Origin of the sequence: Vibrio sp. HB236076, from assembly GCF_040957575.1 — a bacterium.
Classification (GTDB): domain Bacteria; phylum Pseudomonadota; class Gammaproteobacteria; order Enterobacterales; family Vibrionaceae; genus Vibrio.
The window spans coordinates 1421542-1439586 of the sequence record NZ_CP162601.1 but is presented as its reverse complement, the minus strand read 5'-3'; the positions used below and the strand labels follow the sequence as shown (position 1 = coordinate 1439586).

The window sequence follows — 18045 nt, the reverse complement described above, 5'->3', positions numbered from 1 at the left end:
AATGGCAAATACCGAATTAAATCATAAAGTTAAATAACGATATCTGCCTTCACAAAAACACTGAGTAATACTTGTTGTCACACTCAATGTCTTGCAATTTGCGTAAATTATTCCCGTAAAGTTTGTGTCGGATTATTCACTTTGTTACTTTGATATTCGGCCATACACAACTGCTCAAAAGCGACCGCAATCCAACCACTGATTAACATGTCATACCATTGCTCGACACCGCTACAAGCCACAACCACTTGACCATAGACAAATGACCCATAAAAAAGAATGTCGTCTTCTCTCAAAGCGGAAGTAGATGAAGTTTGCAAATGGATATTGGCACATGAATGCCGCCAAGCTTGCTGGGCTTTTTTTCGAGCAAATTGATCAAAAGGAATCGTCCATTGTTCTGGTGAGCCAATCGAGGTTTCGAACAATACACCTTGCTCAAATTCACATTCCCAAGGTTTTACCCTCGGATCCATAATGACGATGTGTAATTCTTTTCGATTAGTACGTTCAAATAACTTGTTTAATGACGGCATAACAAGCTCAACCGCCTGCTTGGCAATGTCTAGATGTGACTTCATACTTTTAAGCCTTGAAATTATTGTGATACTGATTCAAGCAATCAATAAACTTATACTATTGTATTACTTAAAGGTTGAGTACTGATCAATTAAAGAAATGCTAATTAGATCACTTATCCCTATTCAAAATTATGATGTTGAACACAGTAAGATCGAATCTCAAAAACAAGCCATAAGCTTTACTAATCATGCAGTTAAACAAAAAATCGTAATAGCCATAGGCTTTACATCATCATAGTTCCTTTAATTACAATGACTTATCAGATGAAAAAACAGAACGATATCTCAATATATTCTACGAATATAACCACGACATAAAATCATACAAAGAACACTTTTTGCTCTCCTTACTTAAGCCTAATAAATATTTACAACTCATTCCTTTTTGTGATCTAGTTTACATTTTCTCTTACTGTTTCTTGTAAATTGCAAAAAAGAAAAAATCACATAAAATCATATATTTATGATTTATATTATTATAAATAACTACCCAAAACCTAACATCACGCATGTTATGTAAAATTATATTTTTAATTTAAAATCAACAACTTATTTAATTCGACACCAAAATAAAATCCAAAGCCAGTTAATACACCACTAACTATTTGAGTTCTAATTAAATTGCGCTATAGTAAAAAATGTTTACGGAAGAAAAACAATCGAGGATAGACTATGAACAGGAAAATCACTCTCTCCGCACTATTGCTCACCGCAGCCTCTACATCAGCCTACGCTGATGATTGTGGACGAGTTACTATTGCCGACATGAACTGGAATTCAGCAAGCTTTATCGCTAACGTCGACAAATTCATTTTAGAATATGGTTATGGATGTGATGCGGAATTGGTCCCAGGCGATACCATGCCGACCACGACGTCCATGATCGAAAAAGGTGAGCCTGATATTGCCCCTGAACTTTGGACAAATTCAGCAAAAGAAGCCATTGAAAAAGGCGTAGAAGAAAAACGACTGATCAATGCAGGCCCGTCACTAACCGACGGCGGACAAGAGGGTTTTTGGATCCCGACCTATATGTTGGAAAAACATCCAGAACTAAGCACTATCGAAGGTATCAAAAAACACCCCGAATTATTTAAACACCCAGAAGACCCCAGCGTAGGCGGTTTTTATGGCTGTCCAGCAGGTTGGAACTGTCAAATCTCTAGCGGTAATCTTTTTAAAGCACTCCATTTGCAAGACGCTGGATTCCAATTAGTTGATCCAGGCTCAAGTGCTGGCTTATCCGGTTCTATTGCCAAAGCTTATGAGCGCGGTGAAGGTTGGTTTGGTTACTATTGGGCCCCGACTGCTATTTTGGGTAAATACGATATGACACTTGTCGATCTTGGTTCTGGTGTCGATGAAGAAGAATTCACAACTTGTACCACGCAAGAAAATTGTGCTGACCCTAAAGTAACCATGTACCCACCAAGCCCAGTCAGTACTTTAGTGGCGAGTACATTTGCTAATGCTCATCCTAAGGTGATGGAATACTTATCGCACCGTGGTTTCACGAATGATGAACTCAATAGCATTCTTGCCTGGATGGAAGGAGAGCAAGCCACTTCAGAAGATGCGATGTTTTACTTCTTGGATACGCATCCCGACATTTGGAAAAAGTGGGTGTCAAAAGAAGCAGCAGAAAAAATTAGCGCAGAGCTTTAATACCTTAGTTTAAAGGTGCTATACACAAAATTTTCGCAATAGTTACATTACTAAATAAAGAGTGACTGATGCCAGTTACTCTTTTTAATTCAAAGGATAATACAATGTTCGATAGCAGTTGGTTAACCAGCTTCCCTGAGATGGATCGTTCAACATTAAGAGTAATTCGTCAAACGCTTGATGGTGCCTATAAAGGGTTTTCTCGTGAATATGGTGACTTAATCGAATCCCTATTTAATCCCCTTTTGTCTTTTCTTGTTTGGTTTGAGAAATTACTTTTGAGTACCCCTTGGTGGCTCGTCTTGATTGCGTTAACAGGCTTGGTCTATTTTGCCAGTCGCTCGGTCAAGTTATCTGCCGCAACCGTTATTTCTATGCTGCTCATTGGCTATTTTGGCATGTGGGAAGATACGATGAGAACCCTCAGTATCATTACGGTTTGTACCTTACTCGCCATCGTACTGGGCATTCCTATTGGTATCGCCATGGCCCGCTCTAACCGGATGCAATCTATTGTGACGCCATTTCTCGATATTATGCAAACCATGCCCGCCTTCGTATACTTGATACCGGTTGTGATGTTATTGGGTATTGGTAAAGTGCCCGGATTGATTGCCGTTATCATCTATGCTATCCCGCCAGTCATTCGTTTGACCAATTTAGGGATAAGGTTAGTTGATAAAGAAGTACTCGAGGCAGCCACGGCCTTTGGCGCAAGTTCAAAACAACGTTTGTTTGGCGTGCAGCTTCCTCTCGCGATGCCAACGATTATGGCCGGTATCAACCAAACTATTATGATGGCGCTTTCTATGGTCGTGATTGCGTCGATGATTGGGGTGAAAGGCCTCGGGCAGCCGGTGCTAAAAGCCATCACTAACCAATATTTCACTTTAGGTCTTCTCAATGGCTTTGCCATTGTCGCCTTGGCGATTTTAATTGACCGAGCATCACAATCTTATGCAAAACGTACACAAGCGCATTTAGGGGACAACAAAAATGACTAAACCTTTAATCTCTATTTCTGGGCTGTATAAAATTTTTGGAGATAACCCACAAAGCGTTCTGCCTATGGTCAAATCAGGTGCATCTAAAGAAGAAGTTCTAGAAAAAACAGGGCATACTGTTGGCCTCAAAGATATTAATCTTGAAATTCATAAAGGTGAAATCTTTGTCATTATGGGCCTTTCAGGTTCAGGTAAATCAACCATGATTCGTCACTTTAACCGCCTTATTGACCCGACTGAAGGGAAAATTGACGTTGAAGGGACCGATATCATGCTTAACAATCCAAAAGAACTCGAGACTTTTCGACGTCACAAAATGTCTATGGTGTTCCAACGCTTTGGCTTGTTACCTCACCGAAAAGTTCTCGATAACGTGGCTTACGGACTTGAGATTCAAGGCATTGAGAAGACCAAACGCTATGAGCGCTCACAACAATGGCTCGATACGGTAGGTCTCAAAGGGTATGAAGATCAGTACCCTTCTCAACTGTCTGGCGGACAACAACAAAGGGTGGGTCTAGCTCGTGCACTGTGCACCGATGCTGAAATTTTGCTAATGGATGAAGCTTTTTCTGCACTCGATCCATTAATCCGAAGTGAGATGCAAGATCAACTGATCGAGCTTCAAGATAAATTGCAAAAAACCATTATCTTTATTACTCATGATTTGGACGAAGCCTTGAGGCTAGGCGATAGAATTGCCATCCTTAAAGACGGTGAGCTAGTCCAACAAGGTACTCCGGATGAAATCTTACTTAACCCAGCAACAGACTACGTGGAAGCCTTTGTTAAAGACGTCAATCGAGCTCGTGCACTTACCGTTGAAACCGTCATGCAAAAGCCGTCATTGCGTATCACAGCGACGACCATTGAAGATGCCCTGAAACAAATGCGTAGTAAAAATCAAGACTACGGCTATCACGTTACTCCGGAAGGCTACCAAGGTGTTTTAACTCAAGAAAGCTTAGAAGCTGCAGATTGCAAGTCTTCAGAAAACATCGACCAATCCACTTATGAAGATGTCCCCGTTGTCGCGCCAGATGTAGCAATTGAGCAAGTGCTAACAGAAACCTTGTCATCAGACTATTCGCTGCCCGTTGTAAACGACAAAGGCGAACTCACCGGGACACTAGAAAAAGACAAAGTCGCAGAAATTTTTTCTGATAAATAAGTTTCAACCCTTGATTTTTCAACAATGAGTATCATCTCATTGTAAGGTTATACAATTATGGAGTTCACAATGACCGAAAAAACTATGAAAGCAATCGTAACCACCGGCAATGGCGGTTACGATAAACTGGTGTACAAAGATGTGCCCGTACCCACGCTTGAACCCGGTGAAGTCTTGGTCAAAGTGTTAGCTGCCGGTATGAATAATACCGAAATCAATACGCGATTAGGTTGGTATTCCTCTTCAGTGACAGATTCGACCAACCAAACCGCCGACATCAATGAAGAAAATCCGACAGAAAAAGCCGATGGCGGCTGGAATGAAAGTACCCCTTTTCCTTTTATTCAAGGTACAGACTGTTGTGGTCAAGTAGTTGACTGTGCAGATGATAACGATAAAAGCTTGGTGGGTAAACGCGTGTTATTGCGTCCTTGTAACAGTACTGATAATTACCAAACCTTTGAAAATATTTGGATGGGTTCTGACTACGATGGCGCTTTTGCCCAATACGTCAAAATCAAATCAAGTGAAGCTTTTCCAATTACTTCTGACTGGTCGGATGCCGAATTAGGCACAATCCCATGCGCTTATGGTACTTCTGAAAATATGCTGCACCGTGCCGATTTAAAAGCGGGCGAAACCGTATTAATTCCCGGCGCCTCTGGGGGAGTGGGCTCTGCCACGATTCAATTAGCCAAACGTCGTGGTGCACGCGTAGTGGCAATAGCAAGTAAGAGCAAACACGCGCTACTTGAACCACTCGGTGCCGATGTATTGCTTGATCGCAATGATGATATTGTTAAAGAATTGGGCGAAAAATCAGTTGACTTGGTAGTCGATAATGTCGGCGGACAAAACTTCCCTGCCATGTTAAAAGTCCTCAAGCGCGGCGGGCGTTTGGTCACCTCTGGTGCCATCGCAGGTCCGATTGTCGATCTTGACATGCGCGATATGTACCTAAAAGACATTCAACTTATCGGCACTACCGCTTGGGAAGAACCGGTATTTGGCAATTTGGTCAGTTATATCGAAAAAGGGGAAATCAAACCGCTACTCTCAAAGCAATTCCCATTGCAATCCATTGTCGAGGCGCAAAAGCTATTTGTTGAAAAAACGCATATGGGTAAATTTGTATTGATTCCAGATCACGATTAATTAAAACCGTAAGAACAACCTATAAAGTAACAGAGCAAAAAACGCTTGGAAACAAATCTAGACGGTCTTTGATAGTGTTATGAGGCTGCCTCAACCAAATAACACTGCTCTACATTAAATTAAAAAGCCTTTGTTTTATCAAACAAAGGCTTTTTTTATTTAAAGCTTAATATGTAAATATTGGTTGCTGACCCAGAGATACTGACCATTAAAATACACTTTTGCCCAACCATCGACAACGGCATAAACGGCTAATGCTTGTCCTTTAGTAAAATGGCCTTTCACTTTGCCTCCTTTACCGGGTGCGCCACGAACATTTAATCGGTTCGCCGAAACATAATAAGTTCCTTTAGACTTGGCATTAGGGTGCTTATACACTTTTTGTTTCGCTGGTGACTTGTGTTGCGAATGAGATGACTTCGATGTTTGCTTTGCACTACTTTGATGAGCTTGATTGCGGTTGCTTGCGTTGGCTTGTTTTTTAAACGAAGAATTATGGTTTGCTTGCTGATGGCCGTGGCCAGATTTTCCTACTTGCTGCTGTTGACAATGCTTACCAGGTTCACAACCTTGAGCACTGACATTTGCACTAACAAACAAACCAGAAAGCACAAAAAAGACAAACGATTTACGCATAAATAACTCCAAATAATCACTGTATTGAATCAACGTTAACAGCTTTATTGGGCATTGCCATGCTCGCCTGTCTATCTTTGCAAAAACTTAATGTAATTGACTATATATTTACACTGTCACTCAAAATGTAGCCATCATACTCGCTCGATTACTTCAGATCTAAAATCAACGGTTCAACGAACCAAGCTAAGTAAGCAACCCAAATGATTAGGGCAACATGCAAAACGTCATTTTCGGAAAACCAGCGCTTTTTTTGCCACAATTTAGCGGTTAGATCAGCTCGGTAATAGATCCAATACAAATACATAGTTAAATATAAGCCACCCCATACTCCAATCAAACTTAATTGTAACTCTGCGCCCGTCTGCCAGAAACTCCAGGTATTTAGTATTGTCATGAAGACAATAAAAGGCGTACACCACCAGCACATCATTTCAAAAGTAATAAAAGATTTTACTGGCTTAAATGCGCCATAGGCAATGAAAAGGACATAAGCAACCGAGACCAAACTGGCGACATAAAGACTGATTTGAATACCACTGGGCGACAAGGTGGAGTAAGCCACGCCGACTAACATAGCATTCACACTAACTTGTTGGAATATGAGGTAGATGACTTCCCACCAGCTGGTCCAGGCTACTCTCTTTCTCCCTTGGCATTTCAATTGATAGCCAAATGCTTGATAACTCGTACCAGCAATCAATGCGCCAATCCCCCATAGCAACAAAGAAATTCCCCACCAAACGCGAGACAGTTGCTCTTGGTGATCGAACAATAAAAAAACACCAAGTAAACAAGTGACAAGACCTAAAAAGTACACCCAAAAGCTTGAACTCGGTTGAGTAATAAAAATGGACTTGCTGCCCAAACGATAGGTTTTACAAGGTTGTATTTGAGACCAGGTGCTCTCATTGAGTGTTGGATCGTCGTGCGCAATTGAAAAAAGTCGCCCAAACACTGAGCACTTTTCGTGTTTTTTTTGTGGCGAAGAAGACATATCAGTCATCATTTATCCTATTTAAAGTGAAAACATCATCGTTAATAAGCAATGATTTGGCGTTAAACCGAGTCATACACATTGTCAACTGAATGCGATTACCTTGCCGGCACGTGCCCTATTACAATGGATATGAACCCGCTGAACACTCAACAAAGTAGCTAGAAGTCAACTTATTTGAGTTCAAATAAAAACAAACAGCAAAGAAAAATTAAATACATTAAAAATCAAAAGTTTAAACATTATTTGCATAACAAAAACCGCCAAGCTATGTTTTTTAAGTTAATCTTTCAATGAAATTTAATTACAACTCGAATGATTTGCCATTATTATGAAAGTTTCAACGTCGAGATGCAACTTACGACCTCAATCGCTTTCATCGCTTTTGTTCCATAGACAACGTAAACCACGTTTTTGAACGGATAATTGCACCGAACACACTTTAAATGGACAATAAAAAATAAACCATCGAACCACCTGAGAAGCTTGTCTGCAGTGACACTTCCCCCTCCACAGACAAGGATTTGCTCAAGCGATTACTTTTTAGTCGTCAATGGCACCAACAGTTGCTTAATGGAGCTTTGCAAAGTCAACGCCAGTAACAACATCGTGACTGATGGCAAGACAACCCACAACAATGGGTGTAATCGCGGTTCAACATCAAAACCAATGCCCAATACCAGTGCCACACTTAACTCCGCGCCTAAGGCTGCCACCGAACTTGCTATAATGGCTAAGAGCCCATATTCAGACCAAAGTGTTAAAGACAAGCTTTTTTTACTGCTACCAAGGGTACGATAAAGACGAATTTCATTTTTTCTTTGACTCAAACTTAAGCGCATCAACGTCACAATCAATAAAGTCCCTGCCGCTAAACCAAGTGCCGCTAATACGGTGATCGACCAGATAATCTGAGTCAATATTGCCTCAAGGTTAGTGGCTAACTGACGAATATCCAATGTACTCACCGTCGGAAACTGACGCGTCAATTGATTCAGAATCGATTCTTGATCCTGATCGATTCGATAACTCAGCATCCACGTAACGGGCAGCTCAGACAAAACATCAGGTGTGAAGATAAAGTAGAAATTGGGCTTCATTTCACGCCATTCCACTGAGCGAATCGAATTCACGGTCGCGTCAACTTGTTGGCCATTAATCACAAAAGACAGTTTATCTCCGACCTTAACTGCCATTGCCTTAGCCACCTCCTCTTCAACGGACACCCCTCCGCTTTGCCCCCATTGGCCGGATATCAGTTGATTACTCTGGGGGAGTTGCTCTAGATAAGTAAAATTTATCTCTCGTCGAAAGACATCATCTTGCGGATCAATCCCCGGTGCTGACTTGGCATCAACCCCATTAATTTCACTCACTCGCCCGCGAGTAATAGGATAGGTGAGTGAATGTGCAATATCGGCTTGTTCTAACATCAATAAATAATTATCTCGCTCGTATGGAGCAATATTAATCGCAAAGACATTGGGAGCACCGTCGGGTAATGCTCTTTGCCAGTCAGCCAATAAGTCGGTTCTTACTAACCAAATTAGGGCCAACAACATCAGTGACAACCCCAAAGCAGCAAATTGTAAACCGCTGACAAAACGAGAGCGATTGATTCGGCTCACAGCCAATTTCATCGCTACGCCAAGCGGTATTTTCGCCAATAGCTTAGAAAGGAATATCCCCATAGTACCTAACACAAAAAGCAGTGCCAAAATACCGGCCAATATAGCCCAGACCAAAGCATTGTTCGCATAAAACATCCCAAGGCCCAGCAACGGAACAGACAACATTGTCCACTGAGATAGTGACATTGAAAATGAATTATCCTGAGGTTGTAAAACAGCGACAGCAGACGTATTGATTAGCTTGGTCAACGGTATCCCTAACGCTGGAATACCGATTGATATACAGGTCAGTAAAGCGGCGACAAATGGCCCACTACCATAGCTAGGTAACGGCGTCGGCAATAATCCCGCTAACGGCAACCTTAATAGCCATTCAAGTCCCATACCAACGGAAAAACCGATTAATGACCCCAAGAGCAGTAAAAAACAAACTTGTATTAAGAGCCATTGTTTAAGCCACCATTTACTTGCCCCCAAACTTTTCAACATCGCAACCGTTTGAGTCCGAGTAGAAACATAATGCTGACAAGTCAACACTAAGGTTGTGGCTGCCATCATAATGACAATGACCGCCGTTAAAGAAAGGTATTGGGTTGTTCTTTCAAAAATACCTTGTCGACGAGATGGACTTTGTTCGTCGATCCATCTATCACTGGGGGTTAAATTTATTGATTGCTTGAGTGAAGTGAGTTCGGATGTTGAACCGTTAATATACCACTGATAGCGCACCCTACTGCCTTGTTGTAATGCGCCTGTTTTAACGACATCATTTTGATTGATATACACAGCTGGCATTTGCTGGAAGGGATTAAAACTCACCCCAGGCTCTTGAATGACACGCCCCGAGACAGTGAAATCGGCATCACCAACAGAGACAGTATCACCGACTTTTACATCCAGAGCAGCCATGACTCTACCATCAAGCCATAGCTCTCCGGGCTGGACGCGGTCGAACATCCCCTTTTGCCCTTCTAACCGCAACTCACCCCGTAAAGGGTAATTTTCACTAACGGCCCGAACCGTGACTAACTGCATTTGCTCTTGGCTAAAAGCCATAGTCCTATAGCGAATTTGTATTGCACTGGTTAAGTTATTGCCCTTCGTTGCTTCTCTTAAAGCCTCCGGGATCGGGTTTGCCGAAGAAAAAACCAAATCGGCGGTTAGCGCCTCTTTACCCTGCTTTACCACAACTTGCTCTAGACGAATGGAGAGTGCAGAAAGTGCAAAAACACATCCGATAATTAAGCTCAGTGCAATAGTGATAGGCCACAACTTACCACGCCGTATTTCACGCCAACTCCACACCCACAAACGTTGTAACTTCACTGCGCGATTGAACATTTTACACCTCCTTGATCTGACCATTGGTCATCTCAAAGCACCGCTGACATCGCTGCGCTAGTTTGGGGTCATGTGTGACCAATACCAAGGTAGTACCGTGCTCAACATTTAATGCAAACAGTAAATCCACAATGTTTTGAGCCGTATTTTGGTCCAAGTTCCCGGTAGGTTCATCAGCAAACAATACTTTGGGTTGCGTCATAAACGCTCGTGCAATCGCGACCCGCTGTTGTTCGCCGCCCGAAAGCTGTGCCGGGGTATGATGCAGGCGATGGCCTAAACCAACTGATTCGAGAAGAGAAACCGCTCTTTTGTTGTCCTCTTCTTTACCGGCTAACAAGCAAGGAAGAGTGACATTTTCTAAAGCGGTTAAACTCTCAATTAACAAAAAACTTTGAAATACAAATCCTAAATACTGACCTCTTAATTGCGCTCGCTGTTCATCATCTAAACGAGATAAAGGCTTATCAAAGAGGTACACATCTCCTTCTGAGGCAGTATCTAGCCCCGCCAACAAGGTCATTAGTGTCGATTTTCCAGCCCCAGAAGCCCCGACTATCGCCACCGTCTCTCCCTGTTGAATAGAAAAATTTACCTTATCAAGGATTGTTAAATCCTCTTGATTAGTAGAAACTAGTTTGCGAATAGATTCTGCACGAATAACGGATTTTGACATGATAAGACTCTTTGGTTTGCTTTTCGTTTTTATTTCTTGTTCTGTTAGTAGTAACACACTTTTGATTTTGGGTGATAGCTTAAGTGCAGGTTATCAGATGGAAATTGAACAGAGTTGGCCAAGCTTACTGCCTGAACAATTGCAAAAACAAGGGTATGACTACCGCGTCATTAATGCCAGTATTTCTGGGGATACGACTGGGAATGGGCTCGCTCGACTTCCAAAACTGCTGGAACAGCACCAACCTCAATGGGTATTAATTGCACTCGGTGGCAACGACGGACTGCGTGGCTTTCCCGCCCCTATTGTGACAAAAAACATCCACCAAATGATAACACTCATCCAACAAATGGGCAGTAAAGCCATGTTGATGCAGGCGAAGGCACCACCTAACTATGGGCAACGCTATGTTCAGTCATTTGAACAAGTATTTCCACAAGCGGCCAAACAATTCAATATTCCTTTGCTCCCTTTTTTCCTTGAGCAAATCATCACCAAATCGGAATGGATGAGAAATGATGGCATTCACCCCAACGAGAAGGCTCAACCTTGGATCGCCAACACCATGGCTGTGCAGCTAGCAAAACACCTCACACCATCAAACGAATGAAATAGTTTTTTACAATACGCCTTAATTGGATAAGCCATCAGGGTTGGTCAAATCGGGTTAGCAAAGGACTAAACGCTAAGCGTTCGGATTAAAGTAATAACTCACCCTCAATTGGGTGATACTCATCACTGGCGTGAATCAAAGCTTGTGCTGCGAGTTTTTCAACGCCATAAACTTCCACACGAGTATTAAAACGTTGTTGAATACGCTCAACTAAGTGACAAAAATCACCATCACCTGTTAGCAATACTACGGTATCAACACCAGAGGCCGCCGCTTCATAAGCATCGAGCGCGATGCCGACATCCCAATCTCCTTTCGCACTGCCATCACGGCGTTGAATAAAGGGTTTAAGTAAGACTTCAAAACCGATACCGCGTAAAATATGATGAAACTGGCGAGATTTAGGGTGCTCTGATGCAATGGCATAAGCGTTAGCACAAACGATATTGCGATGCTCACAAGCGCGAGCCCAAAAGCGGTTGTAGTCAAACGAGCGCCCAAAAGCATCTCGCGTGGTGTAATAAATATTCTGAACATCAACAAAAACGGCGATGTTTTCCATAACAATGACTCGAATAAAAACGCCACTTTAGCAAAGTCCAAGTCAAATTTACACTTCCGCCATTTTGAGAAATAAACGCAATACTAAATCAGCGTATAAAGGCGATTCTATGGACTAAAAGACGAGCGCCCGTCATCACCAAAAGACAATGGCTCACCCAATGAATAATGTCGTAAGATATTTTGGTATTCATACTCGGACAAAGGGACATAGCCCGCTTCTTTAATCGAGTGAATTAACCGTTTAGGGTGAAAGAAATAATGAACGAAACGGTCGACAAAAGCGAAATCGTCTACCGACTGCTTATTGACATAGATATACAGCGGGCGAGACAGCGGCTGATACTCCCCTTGTTTCAACGTCTTTAAGCTCGGTATTACGGGCTCATTACCGTCGTAAGAAATAGCCACTGCTTTTAAGGTGTCTTTGTGCTCTAAATAATAAGACAGCCCAAAGAAGGCCATCGCATTGCTATCTTGAGCGACTTTTTGAGCCAGAACTTCGTCGTCTTCGCTGGCATAGTAATCGAGACGACTACGCTGGGTATTAACAATCGCATCGATGAAATAATCGTAAGTACCGGAGTCAGTCCCAGGCCCGTAGAGGGTTAATGGCCGCGGCGGAAAATCACGGTCAATTTGACGCCAGTTTGTCACTTTTCCTTCGCTGTCGTCTTGCCAAACCCGTTTAAGTTGTTCGACCGACAATGTTGACGCCCAGTCATTGTCTTTATTGACCACGATGGTAATGGCATCTAAAGCGATCGGCAGTTCAAAGTATTCAATTCCGTTTTTCTGACACAATGCTTTTTCTTTAAAAGAAATAGCGCGAGAGGCATTCGACATATCCAGTTCGCCCTGACAAAACTTTTTAAATCCTCCCCCGGTACCGGAAATGCCAACCAAGACTTTGGTTTTACCACTTTCCGAACGATAAAAATCTTGTGCAACTTGTGAAGTAATAGGATAAACGGTGCTCGAGCCATCAATCAAAATGAGATCATTCGCCATCACAGTTCGAATGCAAAACAGGGCAATACAAATTCCGAAAACGCATTTCATTATTCTTTTTCCCGCATAAAGAAAGAACAATCTAATTGAAGAGCAAAACGAAAAAACACTCATGGTATAATATTAACATCACAGTTATCTATTAATCTGACTTTCAAGATAGCCGAATTTTTGGCTAATGTTGTGAATCATTTATTAATTTTAATCCAGATTATCTATGTCCTATTCTTTTAGCGCCAAAAGCATCTTTACGACAACCATTATCTTAGCCGCAGCGGTTATCAGCCTCGCTGGCGCGCTTTTTTACCAAGGCAACCGTATCTTAGTCAAAGAAATGCCAACCATCGAGGCAGCGGAAGAGATCAAAGTCAATGGCGCCATGGCCCACGTGTGGTTTGAGGAAGTTCTATCAGGCGATACGACGCAATCGATCAAGGAAGTGTGGTATTTTCTCGATTTAGCAGATTGGTACGCACTGGCACTTCTCGAGGGAGGGGAAAGTATCCGAGGCCGGTTTAAACCAATTCAAGATGAGCAATTGCGTAACATCGTCGTTTCTATGCGTGAAACTTTAGTTGATTTTCGCCACTACGACACCATTCGATATGCACAACAATCAACATCGACACCCGGTAGTGAAGTCGATATCCTTAGCGATGCGATTTTTTTAGACTTTATCCAGCAAGCCGATGACTTAAAGAGACAAATCAAACTGCACGTAGAGCGTAGTGTGGCTCAATATCAATACATCAGCTTGTCGCTCATCGTGGCTGCGGTGATTATCGCCAGCTTCATCAACTTTCACCTTTTTCGCATCGAATCGAACAAGCGTAAATTGTATTTATCACTTAAAAAAGCTAATACCGACATCGAGGCTAAAAATCAAGAACTACATCAAAAAGCGCATTTTGATACCTTAACTCGCCTCCCTAATCGAACTTTATTCAAAGATAGATTAAACCAGTCTATTATCAACTCCGAACGACTAAACTTAGCATTTAGTTTATTGTTCATTGATTTAGACCATTTCAAAGCGGTCAACGATGAATACGGGCACGAAGCCGGGGATAAATTATTACGTGAAGTTGCAAAACGCATAACTCGGCGCATTCGTGTTTCCGACACCTGTGCTCGAATTAGCGGTGATGAGTTTGTTGTTATTCTCAGCCACCAAAAAAGTGTTGAAGAAGCGAGTCAAAGTGCCCGCCATATCGCGAACAACTTAATTACCGCACTCGAGTCCCCCTTTGTATTTGACGACTTTACCGCTCATATTTCGGCGAGTATTGGTGTTTCTGTTTTCCCGACAGATGGCCATGACCACGAGTCATTAGTTCGATATGCCGATAATGCTATGTACCATGCAAAATCATTGGGTAAAAACAACGTGCAATTCTATTCAGAAGAGCTCAATCAACGCTCGTTACTGCAAAGAGATAATGAGCGCGCATTACAAGTCGCTATTGCCAACGACCAGTTTGTTTTACATTACTTACCTATTTGGCACATGAAAGATCAAAGAATCCTCGGTGTGGAAGTATTGACGAGATGGCAGCACCCGAAAAAAGGCTTGCTTTACCCCGATCATTTTATTCCTCTCGCCGAATCTTGTAGTCACATAGACAAATTGGATTTATTAATCATTGAAAAGTCGCTAAAGCAGTGTCAGTCCTGGCACCAACAAGGTATAAACCTTGGTAAAGTCTGTATAAATATTTCGGCGAACAGCCTTAAAAAACGCCACTTTTTTGAGCAACTAAAAAGTATACTTAGAGACTTTCCCTTACCTGCACACACCATAGAGTTAGAAATAACAGAAACGGCTTTACTAGAAAACGATCAATATGCTCAGGAGATTTTTAACGCATTAAAAGAGATTGGAGTTGGGGTTGCTCTCGATGATTTTGGTACAGGGTACTCTTCACTGCTTTATTTGAAAAAGTTCGAGTTTGACACGTTAAAAATTGATCGCAGTTTTGTATCAGAGTTAACCGAAAACCGCACGTCGACTTTACTGCTTAAAAATATTCTACAAATAGGACGTGATCTCGACCTAGCCGTTATCGCTGAAGGAGTAGAAACGGAATTGCAACAAAACGCATTAGTCAGTTTAGGTTTTGAAATTGGTCAAGGTTTTTTACTGACCCCCCCTGTAGATGCAAATACCTTAGTAGGGAAATTAAACCTGACCGAGAGATCAAATGTCATTTCTTTACTCAATTAATCCACAAGTACTGAGTCTTTAGGTTCAACAAGGCCACCTCATTAAGGTGGCCTTGAGATCATAAATAGGGTTTATGCTTGATCTAAGCGTACATGGCCATTTTTAAGATCATCTCGACGAATGCCTTTACCATCATTCATGGCATTAAAATCACGCAATAATTGTGCGGTCGCATAAATTGAAGCCAGTAAATCACCAGTATGTGCCGATTCTGATGCCGTGTGCATATTGCGAATTGGGTAGCCAATCGTAATCGCAGCACTGTCCACGCCCGCTAAGGCAGCAGCCATGCCGTCTGTGCCCATATCGCGACCCGAAAAGTCTAATTGGTAAGGAATCGAATCTTTCTGACAAGCATTCTCGAAAGCTTGAACCAAGAATTCAGAAACAACCGAGCCACGACCTATGGTAAAACCGTCTCCCATTTTTAAAGGATTCATGTTGCGGGCTCCGATACCAGGTGCCGCTTCATAATCGTGATTCACGTCTGTCGCAATCAACACATCCGGTTTTAACTCACCCACCAACTGAGCTGAGCCAAAACGACCAATTTCTTCATGAGTGGCAATGGTATACAACACGCGGACATTCTCTAGTGACTCATTGGCTAAAAGACGTGCGACCTCAGTCACGGAAAAACATCCCAAACCATTATCTAAGTAGGCACCATAAAATGTGTCAGGTGAAACACCGCGTTTGATAGGGCGATCGAGCAAAATCGGGTCACCGACGCGAATGCCCAGAGCTTCAACTTGTTTTTTACGCTCTTCACCGTGGGTGTGTAATTCTAGATAAATCGATTCTGGCTTAATGCCCTGATCACCAGAGCGCTGACCTGCGGTAGAAAAGTGAATCGCGCCAAGTGCTTCGACCGTTGCACCTTCTATGACTTTCATTTTGCCACTCTCTAATGGATCGCGACAAAATATTTTCACTTCATGGCCGATCAATGTTGTCGGTAAAAAAGAGTCGGTATTAATCCAAACTTTACCATCATTATCTATTTTGCGAACTTGCATGCGAATTTTATCGGCATGACCAACAATCATGACACTGACAAGATCATCACGGCCAGGGTGTGAATCAAAGACAAGACCAGCATTGGCCTTAAATTGATGAATGCCCCACGACTTAGGCATAAATGATTCAAACTCAGGCTTGATCACCCCATAAGACATCGCTGCTTCAAAGCCAACCGGGGATGGTGAGGCAAGTATTTTTTTCATGAAACGAAATTGTTCTTCTGGCATAGGTTGTTGCCAGATTGACGTATTGGTATCTTGTTTTTGAGTCATGTTTTACCCTTAACACCTTGATGAGTTTCTCATTTTACAGATCGTCATCATAGAGCGATTGTCATGACAAAATCAACACTCTTTATTCGGCTATCGCAAAAGTGCCCAACCAAACCTGCGGGCCAGCGAGCGTGTAAAGCCACTGAAAAAACTCGGCGCCGTAAACCTTAGTCGTTTTTTCTTTGCTCTAAGCAATACCATAGGTTAACGACGCCCAACCAACTCATTCCATTAGGACGCTTTGGTAACTTTCTATTTTTAAGTAAATCGCCGTGTGCTTGAACCGCAATGACTCAAAAAGGCGCGACTTTATCGGCTTTAACCACCGGATTGACCCAACGCAAGCGAGCATCAACAGGCGTGTTCAGTTGTGCCGGCGATGGCACTTGGCCATAATCGCCATAAAGCCATAGCACAAAGTTGGTACGCTTACCGCCTGTAATGGGTCTAGCAGCATGGGCCACATTACCTCTGTGTATAGCGGCTTTACCTGCCTGAAATGTATAGCGCACCATTTCATTACTCGTTGTAGAGTAAAAGTCAATTTCCGAACCTTCGAAATGCTCATTAGGCAAATTGAGGTTAATATTCATCGTCACGGCCGAAGCATCGGTATGAAGTCGCAAAGACGTATCAGTATCAGGTTGATATTGAATTGAAAACCCAAAGGTTTGTGTGTCATAACCCATGACTTCGGGAAAAATCAAACGCGAAATGGGTCGCATGTATTTATCGAGCACCAAGCGATAAAAAGCCTGAAAACCGGGAGCCGCCAAATACCCTTCGGAACGTTCGTCTAACATCGCCCCACCCCGGTTTAAAGCAATCCCATAAGGGGGCCTTAATGGAATGTTAGCATTGGCGACTTCATCTAAATAACGGCGTAAATCAACCAATTTTTCAGGGTCAAATAACTGAAATTCATACACTCCAGGTGACACTTCTTGTAATAGCTTTTCCACTTCAAGTTCTTGATCTGGTTGTTGCCATGCCTGGTTAACCGCGGCACGCAACTGTGGATCAATTAACGTTTCATCTGGAATAATAATATCGTCATTTAATTGTTCTTCCCATTCTTGCCAAGCTTGGTCGAGCAAGGTTTGATTTGATAGCCAAAACGCTTGAACTGATGGCTCGCGGTTCAACATCGCTTGACGCGAAGGTAGCGGCAAAGCGCGTGCACGTTCTAATTGAGATGTTTTGCTCGGTGTAGACATAGTTAATACCTCTTACATGTGTTGTCGAGGGTTAAACTAATACACACCAAGACGGAGGTGAATCCCGATTGAAGACAAAACACTGTTAAGATTTTCTAAAAAATACCCACCAAAATCCCAACGCCTTTTAGAGTAAAAGAAAAACAAAGTGTTCGCCCTCCTTAGTAATAGCGCGCTTATTCAGCGCAATTATATAGTTATTGTTAATACAGATTTAAAATTTAGCCTATTTATTCATCGCATGTTGACAATATACACTGAAACCAC

The 18045-nt window shown here is 42.3% G+C and carries 15 protein-coding genes; 6 read left to right on the top strand and 9 right to left on the bottom strand.

What is annotated here, in order from left to right; all coding sequences use genetic code 11:
* Window positions 1-107: 107 nt before the first annotated feature.
* Window positions 108-581: a hypothetical protein gene (locus AB0763_RS06315; protein ID WP_306101583.1), complete on the bottom strand. Its 474-nt coding sequence runs from the start codon at window positions 579-581 to the stop codon at window positions 108-110.
* Between the two features lie 672 nt (window positions 582-1253).
* Between AB0763_RS06315 and AB0763_RS06310 the strand changes: the two genes are divergently transcribed.
* From AB0763_RS06310 to AB0763_RS06295, 4 genes are all read left to right on the top strand, one after another.
* The gene (locus AB0763_RS06310; RefSeq protein WP_306101584.1) at window positions 1254-2246 is read left to right on the top strand and encodes an ABC transporter substrate-binding protein; all 993 of its coding nucleotides are present in this window, start codon (window positions 1254-1256) and stop codon (window positions 2244-2246) included.
* A gap of 104 nt (window positions 2247-2350) precedes the next feature.
* Entirely contained in the window at window positions 2351-3250 is a 900-nt protein-coding gene (locus AB0763_RS06305; RefSeq protein WP_306101585.1) for a proline/glycine betaine ABC transporter permease, read from the top strand.
* A complete protein-coding gene (locus AB0763_RS06300) occupies window positions 3243-4421 on the top strand; it encodes a glycine betaine/L-proline ABC transporter ATP-binding protein (protein WP_306101586.1) in 1179 nt (392 codons plus the stop codon). Before AB0763_RS06305 ends, AB0763_RS06300 begins: the two co-directional genes overlap by 8 nt.
* 69 nt (window positions 4422-4490) lie before the next feature.
* On the top strand, window positions 4491-5576 hold the full coding sequence (locus AB0763_RS06295) for an alcohol dehydrogenase family protein (RefSeq protein WP_306101587.1): 1086 nt from the start codon (window positions 4491-4493) through the stop codon (window positions 5574-5576).
* A 159-nt stretch (window positions 5577-5735) separates the two neighbouring features.
* On the opposite strand, the gene AB0763_RS06290 is transcribed toward AB0763_RS06295, so the two are convergent.
* The 4 genes from AB0763_RS06290 to AB0763_RS06275 form a co-directional block, all read right to left on the bottom strand.
* A complete protein-coding gene (locus AB0763_RS06290) occupies window positions 5736-6212 on the bottom strand; it encodes an SH3 domain-containing protein (RefSeq protein WP_306101588.1) in 477 nt (158 codons plus the stop codon).
* 148 nt (window positions 6213-6360) lie between these two features.
* Complete coding sequence (locus AB0763_RS06285; protein ID WP_368643997.1) at window positions 6361-7221, bottom strand: hypothetical protein; 861 nt, start codon at window positions 7219-7221, stop codon at window positions 6361-6363.
* 524 nt (window positions 7222-7745) lie between these two features.
* The gene (locus AB0763_RS06280) at window positions 7746-10181 is read right to left on the bottom strand and encodes an ABC transporter permease (RefSeq protein ID WP_306101590.1); all 2436 of its coding nucleotides are present in this window, start codon (window positions 10179-10181) and stop codon (window positions 7746-7748) included.
* A gap of 1 nt (window position 10182) precedes the next feature.
* Window positions 10183-10857 (bottom strand): ABC transporter ATP-binding protein, encoded by a 675-nt coding sequence (locus AB0763_RS06275; RefSeq protein ID WP_306101591.1) that lies wholly within the window; start codon window positions 10855-10857, stop codon window positions 10183-10185.
* Here AB0763_RS06275 and tesA point away from each other — a divergent pair.
* On the top strand, window positions 10856-11467 hold the full coding sequence (tesA, locus tag AB0763_RS06270; RefSeq protein WP_306101592.1) for a multifunctional acyl-CoA thioesterase I/protease I/lysophospholipase L1: 612 nt from the start codon (window positions 10856-10858) through the stop codon (window positions 11465-11467). The genes AB0763_RS06275 and tesA overlap by 2 nt on opposite strands.
* An 88-nt stretch (window positions 11468-11555) precedes the next feature.
* On the opposite strand, the gene AB0763_RS06265 is transcribed toward tesA, so the two are convergent.
* Together AB0763_RS06265 and AB0763_RS06260 are read right to left on the bottom strand one after the other, a co-directional pair.
* Window positions 11556-12032 (bottom strand): NYN domain-containing protein, encoded by a 477-nt coding sequence (locus AB0763_RS06265; RefSeq protein WP_306101593.1) that lies wholly within the window; start codon window positions 12030-12032, stop codon window positions 11556-11558.
* Between the two features lie 107 nt (window positions 12033-12139).
* Window positions 12140-13093, bottom strand: a complete 954-nt coding sequence (locus tag AB0763_RS06260; protein WP_306101594.1) for a PstS family phosphate ABC transporter substrate-binding protein — start codon at window positions 13091-13093, stop codon at window positions 12140-12142.
* Between the two features lie 166 nt (window positions 13094-13259).
* Here AB0763_RS06260 and AB0763_RS06255 point away from each other — a divergent pair, with 166 nt between their 5' ends.
* The gene (locus AB0763_RS06255) at window positions 13260-15266 is read left to right on the top strand and encodes a bifunctional diguanylate cyclase/phosphodiesterase (RefSeq protein ID WP_306101595.1); all 2007 of its coding nucleotides are present in this window, start codon (window positions 13260-13262) and stop codon (window positions 15264-15266) included.
* A 71-nt stretch (window positions 15267-15337) separates the two neighbouring features.
* On the opposite strand, the gene AB0763_RS06250 is transcribed toward AB0763_RS06255, so the two are convergent.
* Both AB0763_RS06250 and AB0763_RS06245 read right to left on the bottom strand, forming a co-directional pair.
* The gene (locus AB0763_RS06250; protein WP_306101596.1) at window positions 15338-16561 is read right to left on the bottom strand and encodes a M28 family peptidase; all 1224 of its coding nucleotides are present in this window, start codon (window positions 16559-16561) and stop codon (window positions 15338-15340) included.
* A gap of 293 nt (window positions 16562-16854) precedes the next feature.
* Window positions 16855-17778: a 2OG-Fe(II) oxygenase gene (locus tag AB0763_RS06245; protein ID WP_306101597.1), complete on the bottom strand. Its 924-nt coding sequence runs from the start codon at window positions 17776-17778 to the stop codon at window positions 16855-16857.
* Window positions 17779-18045: the final 267 nt, after the last annotated feature.

Coding starts and splice junctions, on each gene's coding strand:
- AB0763_RS06275 (WP_306101591.1), bottom strand. CDS start 10,857: ATGTCAAAATCCGTTATTCGTGCAGAATCTATTCGCAAACTAGTTTCT.
- AB0763_RS06290 (WP_306101588.1), bottom strand. CDS start 6,212: ATGCGTAAATCGTTTGTCTTTTTTGTGCTTTCTGGTTTGTTTGTTAGT.
- AB0763_RS06285 (WP_368643997.1), bottom strand. CDS start 7,221: ATGATGACTGATATGTCTTCTTCGCCACAAAAAAAACACGAAAAGTGC.
- AB0763_RS06310 (WP_306101584.1), top strand. CDS start 1,254: ATGAACAGGAAAATCACTCTCTCCGCACTATTGCTCACCGCAGCCTCT.
- AB0763_RS06255 (WP_306101595.1), top strand. CDS start 13,260: ATGTCCTATTCTTTTAGCGCCAAAAGCATCTTTACGACAACCATTATC.
- AB0763_RS06295 (WP_306101587.1), top strand. CDS start 4,491: ATGACCGAAAAAACTATGAAAGCAATCGTAACCACCGGCAATGGCGGT.
- AB0763_RS06260 (WP_306101594.1), bottom strand. CDS start 13,093: ATGAAATGCGTTTTCGGAATTTGTATTGCCCTGTTTTGCATTCGAACT.
- AB0763_RS06245 (WP_306101597.1), bottom strand. CDS start 17,778: ATGTCTACACCGAGCAAAACATCTCAATTAGAACGTGCACGCGCTTTG.
- tesA (WP_306101592.1), top strand. CDS start 10,856: ATGATAAGACTCTTTGGTTTGCTTTTCGTTTTTATTTCTTGTTCTGTT.
- AB0763_RS06265 (WP_306101593.1), bottom strand. CDS start 12,032: ATGGAAAACATCGCCGTTTTTGTTGATGTTCAGAATATTTATTACACC.
- AB0763_RS06305 (WP_306101585.1), top strand. CDS start 2,351: ATGTTCGATAGCAGTTGGTTAACCAGCTTCCCTGAGATGGATCGTTCA.
- AB0763_RS06300 (WP_306101586.1), top strand. CDS start 3,243: ATGACTAAACCTTTAATCTCTATTTCTGGGCTGTATAAAATTTTTGGA.
- AB0763_RS06315 (WP_306101583.1), bottom strand. CDS start 581: ATGAAGTCACATCTAGACATTGCCAAGCAGGCGGTTGAGCTTGTTATG.
- AB0763_RS06250 (WP_306101596.1), bottom strand. CDS start 16,561: ATGACTCAAAAACAAGATACCAATACGTCAATCTGGCAACAACCTATG.
- AB0763_RS06280 (WP_306101590.1), bottom strand. CDS start 10,181: ATGTTCAATCGCGCAGTGAAGTTACAACGTTTGTGGGTGTGGAGTTGG.